At 44.0% G+C, this 13,633-nt stretch carries 14 protein-coding genes; 7 read left to right on the forward strand and 7 right to left on the reverse strand.

Features of this window, described 5'->3' with window-relative positions; translation table 11 throughout:
- The first annotated feature begins 10 nt into the window (after positions 1-10).
- The 3 genes from myaer_RS09350 (at position 11) to myaer_RS09360 (ending at position 3,533) form a co-directional block, all read left to right on the forward strand.
- Positions 11-1,375, forward strand: coding sequence for a hypothetical protein (locus myaer_RS09350; protein WP_046661888.1), 1,365 nt, complete (start codon positions 11-13; stop codon positions 1,373-1,375).
- Between the two features lie 334 nt (positions 1,376-1,709).
- Complete coding sequence (gene dusA, locus myaer_RS09355) at positions 1,710-2,705, forward strand: tRNA dihydrouridine(20/20a) synthase DusA (protein ID WP_046663680.1); 996 nt, start codon at positions 1,710-1,712, stop codon at positions 2,703-2,705.
- A gap of 15 nt (positions 2,706-2,720) precedes the next feature.
- Entirely contained in the window at positions 2,721-3,533 is an 813-nt protein-coding gene (locus myaer_RS09360; protein ID WP_046661889.1) for a DUF362 domain-containing protein, read from the forward strand.
- Between the two features lie 336 nt (positions 3,534-3,869).
- Here the strand turns inward: myaer_RS09360 and myaer_RS09365 are convergent, their stop codons facing one another.
- Positions 3,870-4,220, reverse strand: a complete 351-nt coding sequence (locus myaer_RS09365) for a Rieske (2Fe-2S) protein (protein WP_004268484.1) — start codon at positions 4,218-4,220, stop codon at positions 3,870-3,872.
- 8 nt (positions 4,221-4,228) lie between these two features.
- Positions 4,229-4,810, reverse strand: coding sequence for a DUF1997 domain-containing protein (locus myaer_RS09370; RefSeq protein ID WP_046661890.1), 582 nt, complete (start codon positions 4,808-4,810; stop codon positions 4,229-4,231).
- 362 nt (positions 4,811-5,172) lie between these two features.
- On the opposite strand from myaer_RS09370, the gene myaer_RS09375 reads away from it, so the two are divergent.
- Entirely contained in the window at positions 5,173-5,631 is a 459-nt protein-coding gene (locus myaer_RS09375; protein WP_046661891.1) for a response regulator, read from the forward strand.
- Here myaer_RS09375 and myaer_RS09380 read toward each other — a convergent pair whose 3' ends face one another.
- Entirely contained in the window at positions 5,632-5,814 is a 183-nt protein-coding gene (locus tag myaer_RS09380; protein WP_002763844.1) for a hypothetical protein, read from the reverse strand. It lies immediately after the preceding gene.
- A 331-nt stretch (positions 5,815-6,145) separates the two neighbouring features.
- Between myaer_RS09380 and myaer_RS09390 the strand changes: the two genes are divergently transcribed.
- The 3 genes from myaer_RS09390 to truB all read left to right on the forward strand — a co-directional run bounded on the left by myaer_RS09390 (position 6,146) and on the right by truB (position 9,857).
- Positions 6,146-7,717 carry a hydantoinase B/oxoprolinase family protein gene (locus myaer_RS09390; protein WP_046661892.1) on the forward strand — a complete coding sequence of 524 codons (1,572 nt, stop codon included), beginning with the start codon at positions 6,146-6,148 and terminating at the stop codon, positions 7,715-7,717.
- Between the two features lie 121 nt (positions 7,718-7,838).
- Entirely contained in the window at positions 7,839-8,885 is a 1,047-nt protein-coding gene (gene tsaD / locus myaer_RS09395; protein WP_046661893.1) for a tRNA (adenosine(37)-N6)-threonylcarbamoyltransferase complex transferase subunit TsaD, read from the forward strand.
- 90 nt (positions 8,886-8,975) lie between these two features.
- Positions 8,976-9,857, forward strand: a complete 882-nt coding sequence (gene truB, locus myaer_RS09400) for a tRNA pseudouridine(55) synthase TruB (protein WP_046661894.1) — start codon at positions 8,976-8,978, stop codon at positions 9,855-9,857.
- 51 nt (positions 9,858-9,908) lie between these two features.
- On the opposite strand, the gene myaer_RS09405 is transcribed toward truB, so the two are convergent.
- From myaer_RS09405 to myaer_RS09425, 4 genes are all read right to left on the reverse strand, one after another.
- Positions 9,909-10,166, reverse strand: a complete 258-nt coding sequence (locus myaer_RS09405; RefSeq protein WP_046661895.1) for a cobaltochelatase — start codon at positions 10,164-10,166, stop codon at positions 9,909-9,911.
- 100 nt (positions 10,167-10,266) lie between these two features.
- Complete coding sequence (hisC, locus tag myaer_RS09415) at positions 10,267-11,313, reverse strand: histidinol-phosphate transaminase (RefSeq protein WP_046661896.1); 1,047 nt, start codon at positions 11,311-11,313, stop codon at positions 10,267-10,269.
- A gap of 101 nt (positions 11,314-11,414) precedes the next feature.
- Positions 11,415-12,635, reverse strand: coding sequence for a (E)-4-hydroxy-3-methylbut-2-enyl-diphosphate synthase (ispG, locus tag myaer_RS09420; protein ID WP_046661897.1), 1,221 nt, complete (start codon positions 12,633-12,635; stop codon positions 11,415-11,417).
- A 34-nt stretch (positions 12,636-12,669) separates the two neighbouring features.
- Entirely contained in the window at positions 12,670-13,584 is a 915-nt protein-coding gene (locus myaer_RS09425; RefSeq protein WP_046661898.1) for an alpha/beta fold hydrolase, read from the reverse strand.
- Between the last annotated feature and the right edge of the window lie 49 nt (positions 13,585-13,633).

The raw sequence follows: 13,633 nt of genomic DNA on the forward strand, positions 1-13,633 counted from the left end.
ACCGTACCTAATGCCCGCCACGGTGACTGGCGATCGCTGTTCCTGGTTAGCCCAAAGTTCCGATGTACAAACTTTCGGTAAACAGGGACAAAGCGGAAAAGCTGGCAAGATCGGCAGCCAAGGCAAAAATAGTGACAGTTTAACCCTTTTTCTCGATGGTTCTCCCCTAAAACTCGATATTTCAGGACAAAAAGGGGTCGATGGTGAAAATGGCAGCAATGGCAGCGAGGGCAACTGTAGCGGTCAACCGGGCAACGTCACACGAAATCTCCAGGCGGCCGGTGGTGGTAACGGTGGCAATGGGGGTAATGGGGGTGATGGGGGCAATGGCGGCGCTTTAACCCTCTATGCCACTAATTTAGATTTTTTAAGACAAGTAACGGTCAATGCGGCCGGAGGCGCCGGGGGTTTTGGGGGTCAAGGAGGCCAGGGGGGCAAGGGTTGTCGCTGTTCCCGACCTTTCTGGACAATTCAAACCTGCAGCGGTAGGCCGGGTGATGCCAATTATAGCTGTACCACTAGAGAATTTAGCTGTCAGGATGGTCTGGATGGGGCGACGGGTAATAGTGGTCGTAACGGTCGCGGGGGACGTTTAGGACAGTTAACTTTAATTCAAATCGATCGCCCTTTAACTGCCGATCAACCGAGCGCAACTGTTCCCCTTTCGGAGTTAAAAGAACGGGGTTATATTCTCTCTAAAAATAGTTGGGAAACTCGCACCGGGGCAGTGTCTTTATTTGCCCCCGGTTCCCTGATCGATGATCAATATCGGATTTTAGTAGATCGATCGGAACGTTCTTTTATTTTAATTTGGAATGCGCCCCAAGAGTTTAACCGGTTTGCTAATCAGCGTTTTACTTTAACCCTCGATGCTCAAAAGGAAATGAGGGTAACTGTCCCCAGTGAATTGTGGATCGAGGGAACCACTCAAAAACGCAATAATGTTACGGAATTTGTCGTTTATAATGCTGTTTTTGAACGAGATGTCACCCAATTAGAAGCAAAAGGTATTACAGGAAATGGTACTGATTTAAGGCTTTTTCTTGAAGATAAAGCTTCCCAATCGAATTTAATCGGCACTAAATTTAAAGTGCGTTATCGCGTCACTCGTTGGCAAGCAGACGACCTGCAAACCAGTCCTAGGACTGATTTTGTCACTCGTTATGAAGGAGATATGCCTGCTAATTTGGTCCGACAGGAGGGCAATCAATTTATTCTCGATATCGGTCAATTACCCTTACCTGTGGAATCTTTGCGATCGGGTACAGGGATAGAAATCGAGTTACTTGCTACTCGTTCTTTTGCTGGTTATTCCAAAGAACAAAAAATCGTCATCCGCGACACGATTAAGGGGGCAAATATCCCACGGAGATAAGTCAAAAAAGTTCCCTTCCCCTTTCTCCGGTGCAGTCTTAACCAGTAATTTAGATAGCCAACTTAAGTAGCTGGTTATAATTAAATTAAAAATAGATTTTAGGTTCGATCCCCCCTTAGTCCTAGGGTTGATTCATAGTAGGGTTGATTCATGAATCAACCCTACCCTTAGTCCCCCCTTGATAAGGGTGGTGTCTGATAATTTTTAACGCCTACCTACTTACCAAAAGGCTCTAAAATATGTTGAGAGGAAGACCGGTTCTTCTCTGGGGAAACCCAGAGAATGTCCCGATCAGCGATCAATGGCTACCCTGAAGGAGAAAATCAAGGGAAAGATGGGCAGTATTTTAAGTGTGGCTCCGATGATGGATTATACCGATCGCCATTTTCGCTATTTTTTGCGACAAATTAGCCGTCGTCCCCTTCTCTACACGGAAATGATCACAACGATGGCGATTAAACACGGCGATCGCTATAAGTTGCTGGGGTTCTCCCTAGCAGAAAAACCTCTAGCTTTGCAGTTAGGGGGTGATAATCCCTATCTTTTGGCAGAATGCGCTAAAATAGCCGAAGATATGGGTTATGACGAGGTAAATCTCAATGTGGGTTGTCCTAGTTCTCGGGTAAAAGAGGGCAATTTCGGCGCTTGTTTGATGGCTAACCCGGAATTAGTCGCGAGGGGAATATCGGCAATGAATCAAGCTGTATCGATTCCCGTGACTGTAAAACAGAGAATTGGCATTGATGATCAGGATAGTTACGAAAATATGGTCAATTTTGTCCGTATTGTCGCGGATGCGGGTTGTCAACGTTTTACCATCCATGCGCGCAAAGCTTGGTTACAGGGATTAAGTCCCAAGGAAAATCGCACCGTCCCCCCCCTGCGTTACGATGATGTTTATCGCCTAAAAAATCAGTTTCCCCATTTGTTTATTGAAATTAATGGCGGTATCATTAATTTAGAACAGGCTAGACAACATTTACAATTAGTAGATGCAGTTATGATCGGTCGGGCAGCCTACGATAATCCCTATTTATTTGCCACAGTCGATCGAGATTTTTATGGGGAATCGGTTACTCCTCCTACCCGGGAAGAAGTAATCAAAAAAATGCTTCCCTATATCGATGAGTGGGTGAGTAAAGGTTATAAATTACACCAGATCAGCAAACATCTTTTACAGCTTTTTGCCGGTCAGCCCGGAACTAAGGTCTGGAAACGTTATATTAGTGAAAATAGCCATTTTCCTGGGGCTGATTCTGGGGTAATCTGGCAAGCTTTACAGCAGGTAAACTCCCTAAATGATCTGGCTAATCTGTCAGCTTCCCATTGATTTATTTTCTTTTCTATGATTACCCAATCCTCAATTACTGCTGGGGTAAAAAATTCAGCTATGGCGGATTTTGTTTATCAACCTCCCCCGGCAGCTATCACAGCTAAACGTATTTTAATTAAACCTAATTTAGGTTATCCTGTGCCACCACCAGTAACGGTTAGTTTGCCGGTATTAACTGGAGTTTTGCGGGGATTGAGAGGGGTAAATCCAGGGGCAGAAATTATCTTGGTAGAGGGAGTATGTTCGGCTATTTCTTTGAGAGAAATTATCGATATTTTGGGCGTAAAATCTATTCTCGATCCTGGAATAACTATTCTTGATGCTGATAGTTTACCTCAGCAAGAATATCCGAATCTTTCCCCTTTTCCTGTCCGTTTTCCCTCGATGTTTGCCCCTAAAATTATCGAAGAAGTGGATTGTCGGATCACGATTGGAACCTTAAAACGCACCCATTTAAAGGATAAACCCCTGATTTCTGCTTCTTTAAAAAATCTCTATGGACTCTTTCCCCGTAGTCATTATAAAGCGCGTAGTCCTAACTCGCGGGGGCAATTACATCGCCCCTCCGTACCGCTAATTTTACAGGATGTTTATTTTTGTATCGGTCATCTTTTTGATGGGGCAGTGGTGGACGCTAATCTCAAATATTTTAGTAGTAATTGGCGACCGGATCGAGGAAAATCTATTCCTCTCGGTCAAGTATTTTGGGGTGATGATATGATTAGCGTGGATCGCAGTGCTTGCCTCTTGGGTGATGAACCGATGCCGAGTTATTTAGATGCGATCGATTTGCTTCGTTCTCAACTTTTAAACGGAACCAATTAGGGTTAATAATTCTTGGCTAAAATAGGCAAACACTTGTATTAAATAAGCTCTGGCTTATTATTTCTACTGCAAAGCCTTCCGCTCCTAGGCTGACATGACGCTAAAATCCTGTTTAAAAAATATACAGGAGAGTGGGGATCACCGGAGCGGGGTAGGGTTGATTCATGAATCAACCCTACCTTGAATCAACCTACTATGAGAGCGGAGGGGGGGAACAGTCCATAACTGGGTTTTTATGGAAGGGAGCGCGGTAGGGTTTGACATTCTCAAAGATTAACCAATTGTCGGTTAAAGCAACTGCTCTTTAGGTTGCCCAAAACCCCCCTCGGTGAGCGGTTATGCGTCTATCCAGATGCTGCCGTCTTCGATGCGAAGGGGATAAACGGGTAAAGCTTGGGGTTGAGAAACTGCCGCCATCGCTTTGTTAACCACAGGGGGCCAGGTAATCCAGTCCTTGACAGCACCAGTACAGAGATCAAAAGAACTACGATGCCAGGGACAAACGATCGCGCCGTCCTCGCTAATTTTGCCTTTCGTCATCGATAATTTTAAATGAGGACAACGATTACCGACGGCGTGGAATTGACCGTTATTGTTAATCAAGAGAATGGAATTTTCCCCCACTTTTACCACTTGACGGGCGCCGGGGGCAAGGGAATCTACAGATAGTACTTTTGTCCAACTCATATTTTTATTTAACTAAGGGAGAGATCGAGAATGGTTTCGGGGTAATTTTGGGCAATAATATCCTGTTTAGCCCATTGTTGGTAATCTTGCAACAATTGACTCATTAAACGCTGTTTAATCCGCAATAAAACCCCTTTTAGGAGACTATTGCCGGTGATTTCTAACAACGGACGCGGGGTTAACCATAATGGCGGTGGTAGGGCGACTTTCACCTCAAGATTGGCTTTCCCCGCTAGATAGGTTTGATTATTTTTTTCCACCGGAGCGAGTTTGCCTTGAACATTGAGGCTAAAGCGATCGTTGATATAATCAATACCTTTGATCTGACAGTCTTCTGATTGCAAAAATACCGTCCCCCCAGAGGTGGCCCAGACATTGAGAATAACTGTGGGCTGAAAATAGTACAGATCCAAGAAGTTGAGGGGACGCATTTTTAGGCGAAACCGATTCTCAGACAAGTGTTCTGTTAAGCTAGTCTCAACGATAGCCTGTACTAATCTTTGCGGTTGGCGCAGATAATGCTGAATCGGGATGGTTTGTTCAGCAACAAAAATTTCTAGGGATTCGGCAGCGGTAAAAGTTACTTCCATAAGTTGGCCATCTTAAATTTGTCTCCCTTCTTAATTTTACTTTACAAAACTTATACTCTTCGACGGTCCAGATGTAGAAATTTTATCGCTAAGAGGGGACACAAACCAGATTTTTGCCCAAAGTTAGGCCTTTTTCAGTGATCAGCGCTCAGTTAAGCTAAGACGTATTTAAACTGCTTATTCTTCGATTAGCCGAATCTCCTCCAATCCCTTTACTGTTGCCTCTTGCCTCTTGCCTCTTGCCTCGTCTCAACAAGCAATTTAAATTACGAACAGCTTATCAGTGGGGGGTTTTAAGGATGGGGAAGTGGGGTGATGAGAAGTGTCCTGAAGTGAAGACCAAAAGACCAACAGCCCCTACAATGATAAGAAGTGAGACCGCCAAGTATAGGAAAATGATTATAATGAAGCCGATAGAACCAATTAAAGTTTTAATTGCCGACGATCACGAGCTAACTTGTTTAGGACTCAAGATTTTAATTTCCAAGCAGCAGCATTGTCAGGTGGTGGGAATTGCGGTTAATGGTCAACAGGCGATCGACTTGGCGAAAAGTTGTCAACCAGATGTAATTATTTTAGATATACGGATGCCTGTCTTAGATGGACACAGCGCCGCTATTCAGATCAAACGATTTGACCCTTATGTCCGCATTATCGCCTATAGTTCCTTGGCAAATCTTCCAATGGAAAAAAATAATCAAAGTACAGCCTTTGACCTATACTGCTCTAAAGATATATCTTCCCAAGATCTGATCAAAGCGATCGATGACTTGGGAAAATTAGCACAATCGGACAAATCTCAATTCCGTCGAGTCGGATAGTTAACTAAGTTTTTCTTCAGGAAAAGTTGCTTGAAACTCATCGAGTAATTCATCCAACTCCTCAAGAGCTTGATTAACATCTAATCTCAGTCCCCCAATGTCGGGTTTATCGCGCAATTGCAGTAAATAATCGCGTTTATTAGCCATTTGTTGCACTTTATCGATCAAGCTGGTTTTATCCATAATTCACCCTCTGGTACTGACTGCGATTATATCTCAGTCAGCCCCTATCAGTGGATCTGCTCCAAAAATCAAAAATCTTCTCTTGGGTGAGGAGACAGGAGGTTCCCAGGCTCTCTTGGGTTTGGTGGGTAAAATGTGTTCTAAGATATAGTCTGGCGAGCAAGTGGAATGAACCACAGAGACACAAAGGACACAAAGATCGCTCCTATACAAGTTAAACTGATCACACAAAGAATAAGAGAGCCACTCCGACAGAGGAGGATAAAAAAGACAAGAGACAGCTAACTGATAACTGATAACTGATAACTGATAACTGATAACTGATTTTCCTATGTTCCCTCTCAATTCTCACCGCACAGAAATAACTACCGTTGCCGATCCTATTTATCTAGAAATATTTAAAAATCTCTATCAATTTATTGCCGAAGAAATGGGGATTACTCTGCAAAATACGGCAGCAAGTGTCAATATTAAAGAGCGCCTAGACTTCTCCTGTGCTATCTTTGATGAGGTGGGAAATTTAATCGCTAATGCTCCTCATATTCCCGTCCATTTAGGCTCTATGGCCGATAGTGTTAAAAGTTTAATTCAGGATAAAGGTGAGACGATTCGTCCGGGGAATGTTTATCTGGCTAATAATCCTTATAATGGCGGTACTCACCTGCCAGATGTCACCGTAATTAGCCCTATTTTTGACCGCCAAAATCAGGAAATATTATTTTATCTTGCCTCCCGGGGACATCAAGCTGATATCGGTGGCATTACCCCCGGTTCTATGCCTCCCCACTCTGTCCATATTAGCGAAGAAGGAATTTTATTCGATAACTTTTTGCTGGTAGCGGCGGGACAGTTTCGGGAACAAGAATTAATTAATCACTTAACTAATAGTCCTTTTCCTGCACGCAATATCGCCCAAAATATTGCCGATTTTCAAGCACAAATAGCCGCTAATGCCAAGGGGGAAAAAGAATTACATAATATGGTTAATCGCTACGGATTAGCTATGGTTAAAGCCTATCAACAGTTCGTTCAAGATAATGCGGAATTAGCGGTTAGAAAAGCTATATCTGTCCTGAAAGATGGTGAATTTACCTATTATCTGGATAACGGTGCTGTCATCAAGGTTAAAATCAGCATAGATATTGATAATTGTCAAGCAACCATTGATTTTACTGGCACATCTGACCAGTTAAATAATAACTTTAATGCACCCCTGGCAGTGACAAGAGCGGCGGTTTTATACGTTTTTCGTACCCTTGTGGAGGAGGCAATTCCTTTAAATGCTGGCTGTTTTAAACCCCTCCATTTAATTATCCCGTCTGGCTGTTTTCTTAATCCCGTTTATCCAGCGGCCGTGGTAGCGGGAAATGTGGAAACTTCCCAGGCAATAGTTAATGCTTTATACGGTGCTTTAGGCGTTCAAGCCGCCAGCCAAGGGACGATGAATAATTTCACTTTTGGCAATCAAGAATATCAATATTATGAGACTATTTGTGGCGGTTCTGGTGCGGGGGCAAATTTTGCGGGAACTGCTGCCGTGCAAACCCAGATGACTAATTCCCGTCTCACCGATCCGGAAGTATTAGAAATGCGCTATCCTGTGTTAGTAGAAAGTTTTAGCATTCGCCCCGATAGTGGCGGTAAGGGACAATATTCTGGAGGTGATGGTGTGATTAGAAGAATTAAATTTCAAGAGGCGATGACTGCTAATATTTTATCGGGTAATCGCCTAATTCCCCCCTTTGGACTGGCGGGAGGAAAAGCCGGTAAAATAGGACGTAATGCCGTGGAAAGAAACGATGGAACTATCGAAGAATTGCCCGGGACTGCGACTGTAGAAATGAACCTTGGTGATATTTTTATTATTGAAACCCCCGGCGGTGGTGGCTATGGAAATTGTTGAACGATAATTTTAATTAAGTACCTAAGCAAAATTAAGTAAGTGGTTATAATTAAATTAAAGATGGATCCCCCCTTAATCCCCCCTTAATAAGGGGGGTGTCTGACGATTTACTGATTAATTTATGACAATTATCTTAGCGATCGAAACCAGTTGCGATGAAACTGCTGTGGCTATTGTTAACAATAACCATGTGTTGAGTAGTGTAGTTTTTTCTCAAATTGATCTCCATCGTCTCTATGGTGGTGTTGTGCCAGAAATGGCCTCGCGACAACACCTAGAAACCATTAATTTTTGTCTAGAAAAAGCTTGGCAAGAAACGGGGTTAAATTGGTCAGAAATTGATGGAATAGCGGCCACAGTTGCCCCCGGTTTAGTAGGTGCTTTAATGGTGGGAATGACGGCAGCCAAAACCCTCGCTATTGTCCACGATAAACCCTTTATCGGCATTCATCATCTCGAAGGTCATATCTATGCTTCCTATCTCGCTGAATCTGATCTTAAACCTCCTTTTTTATCTCTTTTAGTCTCCGGGGGTCATACCAGTTTAATCCATGTGCAGGCCTGCGGTAAATATCAACAATTAGGAACCACTAGAGATGATGCAGCCGGAGAAGCTTTTGATAAAGTGGCACGATTATTAAACTTAAGTTATCCGGGTGGTCCGATCATCGATCGCATGGCTAAAGATGGTAATCCCCAAGCTTTTCCCTTACCTGAAGGTAAAATATCTTTACCAACCGGCGGTTTTCATGCCTACGATTCCAGTTTTAGTGGTTTAAAAACTGCTGTTTTGCGCTTAGTAGAGAAATTCGAGCCAGATAATTTACCCGTAGCTGATATAGCCGCTAGTTTTCAAGATACGGTAGCCAGAAGTTTAACCCGTCGGACTATCAATTGTGCCTTAGATTATGGCTTAAAAACTATCGCGATCGGGGGAGGAGTGGCGGCTAATAGTGCCTTGAGAAATCATCTGGAAACTGCCGCCAAAAATCATCATTTAACCGTCTATTTTCCGCCGCTTAAACTCTGTACCGATAACGCCGCTATGATTGCTCGCGCTGCGGTTGATCATTATGATCTGGGTCATTTTTCTGACCTTTCCCTCGGTGTTCGTTCCCGTTTACCTTTAAGCGAAGTTATGCAATTATATAATACGTCAGATTTTTAGCTATCAGCCGTCAGTATTCAGAATTGAGGAGATTGCTTTTATCTATTCTCCCCGTCTCCCCACTTCATAATTCATAATTGATAATTTATAATGTTTGGCTTTTTAAATCTCAATAAACCCCCCGATTGGACTTCTCACGATTGCGTGGCCAAAGTCCGAAAAATTCTTAAGACAAAACGAGTCGGCCATGGCGGAACTTTAGATCCTATGGCTACGGGAGTTTTACCGATCGCCGTCGGGGCTGCCACCCGATTACTGCCCTATTTACCTGAAAATAAGGCTTATCGGGCAAAAATCCAGTTAGGACTCAGCACCGATACCGATGATATTACGGGAAAAGCGATCGCTACTTGTCCCTGTGCCGATTTAACTTTAGAGGCAGTTAAGCCTCATTTAGCGGAATTTATCGGTAATATCGCCCAGATTCCGCCGATGTATAGTGCTATTCAAAAGGATGGTCGCCGTCTCTACGAATTGGCTCGCAAAGGGGAAATAATCGCAGTGGAGCCTCGTCAGGTCAAAATTGACCAAATTACGGTTTTAGGCTGGTTAGAGGGCGAATTTCCGCAGATAGAGCTAGATATTCACTGTGGATCGGGGACTTATATCCGTTCCCTGGCCAGAGATTTGGGCAAGGTGTTAGCTGTGGGTGGCACTTTAGCCAGTTTAACTCGCACGGAAAGCTGTGGTTTTCAATTAGCTGATAGTATTAATCTGGAAGCTTTAATGGCTAATTCTGAGGGTTTAATTTCGCCTCGCATTGCCTTGGCGCATCTAGACTGGATTTCTTTGACATCAGAGAGAGTTATCGATTGGTTTCACGGCAGAAAAATTAATCTAACCGATACAAATGTTATGATCGGTTCTCTGGTTGCTGTGGAGTCTTTAGAGGCTCAATTTCTCGGCATTGGTGAGATAGTTGTCCGAGAAGATGAATACTACCTACAGCCTAAAATAGTTATTCAGCAATAGGGGTAATAATAAACACTTTTTCTATATCTCAAGTATGCTTATCTGGACAAACTAAGCTTTTTTATCAACAGTATAAACCCACTGATTATGATTTTTTTTGGCCACGACTTTTTTAGAAGCGACCAAAGATTTTAGACAAAGATTGAGCATAGAAACGGGACGATTTAAGCGCTCACTCAATTCTTGAACTGTGATTCCTTGGGGATAAAATTGCATAAGTTCAAAAATTTGTGCGCTAGTATTTAATCCTTTTGTGGGACTAATAATCTTGATAGCCAAGGCTAGTAATCGGGAGAAACGACAGGCCATTAGACCCTTGTTTGTCGCTGCTTTGTTCCGATCAATCTAGCCTTTTTTTGAGAAGTTATTAGGGGTTAAAGTGTTAATAAAACCTTGACGAAAATAGAGATTAATTTGTTCCCATAATCTCTTGAATAGCAGATAAAAGGCGATCAATTTCCCCATCAGTGCCGATAGAAATCCGTACATAATTCTGAATGCGAGGATGTTTAAAATATCGCACTAATATCTGACGCTCTTTGAGTTGAGTATATAACTCACTGGCACTAATTTGGGGAGGAGAAGCGAGGATAAAATTAGCTTCCGAGTCAAAAACAATAAATCCCAACTCGCGCAGAGAAGTAATTAAACGGCTGCGGGTTTGACGGACTTTTTGCCAAACTTGCTCAAAATAATTATGTTGTTTTAAAGCTGCTGTGGCTAAAGTTTGAGCGATGCGATCTAAATTATAGGAATCACGCACCTTATCCATCTGTTCGATAATTGCCCTGGAAGCAAAACCGAAACCGACTCTTAACCCCGCTAAACTATAACTTTTCGACATAGTGCGACTAATGATGACATTATCGTAACGGGAGAGAAAATCGAGATGATTGTCATCACTAAAATCCACATAAGCTTCATCAATTAATACCAATCCCGAGGCATTAGCACAGGTTGCTTCTAAATAGTCGCGATCAAGATGTTTACCGAGGGGAGGATTAGGAGAAGCTAGAAAAATTAATTTAGCTTCCGGACAAATAATCGGTCCTGCTAATGCAAATTGATCATTAGTGGGAAATTGGATAATATTTGCCCCGTGTACCCGAGCAATTGTCTCGTAAAGGGAATAGGTTAAATCCAAAAAAGCGACACTTTCGCCAGGGTTAACAAAAGTTCGCAGGGCGATATTAAGGATATCATCGGAGCCATTACCCGCGATTATCTGATCGGCTGTTATGCCGTATAATTCCGCCGCCGTTTGCCGTAACTCTTTGGAGATAGGATCGGGATAGAGTCGGACTTTCTCTAATTGCTCTTGCAGGTGGGCAAAAATTTCCGCCGGTGGGGGATAGGGATTCTCATTGGTGTTAAGTTTGGTAAATCCGGCGCTTTGGGGCTGTTCTCCCGGAGTATAAGCGGGGGTTTGACGAACACAATCGCGTGTAGGTAGCATGAACTCTCTGGGGCGGCAATTTCTAGCAAGCCTTTTATTATAACAAATCCTCGCCGATGATCGGGGGTTGAATAGATGTCAACCCCTACCGGTAAAACTAATTAAGGTTCTACCCAACGGCCATCGGCTTTAATTAAATTAATCAACTCGCTGACACCTTCACTCTCGGGGACGCGTTTAATTTCCTCGCGACCGCGATAAAGGGAGATATAACCGGCCTGTTTCCCCACATAACCATAGTCTGCGTCGGCCATTTCTCCCGGTCCATTGACAATACAACCCATAACGGCGATATCGAGTCCGGTGAGGTGTTGAGTCGCTGCGCGCACTTGCTGCAGGACATCTTCTAAATTAAAAAGAGTGCGACCACAGGAAGGACAGGCAACGTATTCGACCATGGTTTTCCGCAGTCCCAGGGCCTGGAGAATGCTGTAACAGACGGGAATTTCCTTTTCGGGAGCTTCCGTCAGAGAGACGCGAATCGTATCACCGATACCGTCCGCTAAGAGAGTGGCAATCCCGGCAGTGGATTTAATTCGTCCGTATTCCCCATCTCCTGCCTCAGTAACCCCCAAATGTAGGGGATAATCCATACCTAACTCGTCCATGCGCTTAACCATGAGACGATAGGCGGCCACCATCACCGGCACGCGGGAAGCTTTCAGGGAAACCACCAGATTGCGAAAATCGAGGGATTCGCAGATGCGGATGAATTCTAAAGCCGACTGTACCATTCCTTCGGGGGTGTCGCCGTAGGTAAAGAGCATTCTTTCGGCCAGAGAACCGTGATTAACGCCGATTCGCATCGCTTTACCTTGATCTCGCAGAGAAATCACTAAAGGTTTCAGGGTTTCGGCAATTTTTTCGCCAATTTCATCAAATTCTGCTTGACTGTACTCGCTGCGGTCGGCTTTCGGTTTCTCGAAAACGTACAAACCGGGGTTAATCCGCACTTTATCGACGTGCTTGGCCACTTCTAGGGCGATTTTCATGCCGTTGTGATGTACATCGGCTACTAACGGCACGGGTTGATAGGTGGCGAGCAGTTTTTCCCTAATTTTAGCTAAAGCGGTGGCGTGGGACAGACTCGGCACGGTGACGCGGACAATTTCACAGCCGATTTCATGGAGGCGACGGATACCGGCCACGGAACCATCTATATCAAGGGTATCCTCGTTAATCATCGACTGCACGACCACGGGATGACCACCACCGATGGTAACGCTACCTACCCGGACGGGACGGGTTTTGCGTCGGTGAATCGTGGTGTCGAATTCGGAGGCAGTTGCAGGGGGGTTGAGCGTCGATTCCAAGGTTTGCATAGGACTATGACCAACAATCACTCTCCCTATTCTCTCAAAGAACAGGAACAGATTCTAGCCACTCTAATAAAATTGGGTTAAAACGGTCAGGACATTCATCCTGTAAACAATGACCGGCCCGGTCAAATTCTACATATTTAATCCTAGGATTAAGGGAGACAAAACCCTGCGCTAACTGGACGGGAACCATGCGATCTTGCTTGCCCCAACATAATAAAATCGGGATTTCTAAGCGTGGTAAAGTTAACTTTGCTGGTGGACAATATTCGGGATGATTGACAGCTTGTGCTAGGGAAATAAAGGCCTCGGCTGCCCCCTCATCTAGGGTTGGGGCGGCGATAATTTGTACTAATTCGTCGCTGACTGCTTTCTTGTCTTCGTAGGCGATTCCTGTCCATTTTTTCAAGACTTGCGGACGACGCAGATAGTAAAATATCGGTTTTAATAGCCAAGGAGAAGTGAAAAAGTTTTCGATGGGAGTGACGATATTTAATAACCAATCGGCGATCATTTCCCGCCGACGGCTGACATCGGGTAAACTGAGCATAACTAATCCGGCTACCATTTCCGGGTATTTACCCCCTAGGGCCATACTAACTAAAGAACCGATCGAATTTCCCACTAATACCACCGGTCTATTGATAAAAGTTTGCCAGAAATCGTGTATTTGTTCCACCCAGAGATTAACGGTATAGGGAACCTGCACTTTGCGCGAACCACCAAAACCTAATAAATCTACCGCGTAAACTCGATGATTTTGGCTGAGAATAGGAATATTATGGCGCCAATGTTCGATCGCCGCTCCAAATCCATGCAGTAAAATTAAAGGGGGATTATCGGCATCTTGGGGGTTTTTTGCCGGCATAAAACTATAACGAATTTGCCAACCGCGCCACACCCAATCCCGTTGATAACCGATGCGTTCTGTCCAAGCTGGTGAAGTTGTCACTTAAGTCAAACAATTAAGAGGTTTTCAGGAAATATCACTCTAAGTAGGT

Source organism: Microcystis aeruginosa NIES-2549, from assembly GCF_000981785.2.
Taxonomy (GTDB): domain Bacteria; phylum Cyanobacteriota; class Cyanobacteriia; order Cyanobacteriales; family Microcystaceae; genus Microcystis; species Microcystis aeruginosa_C.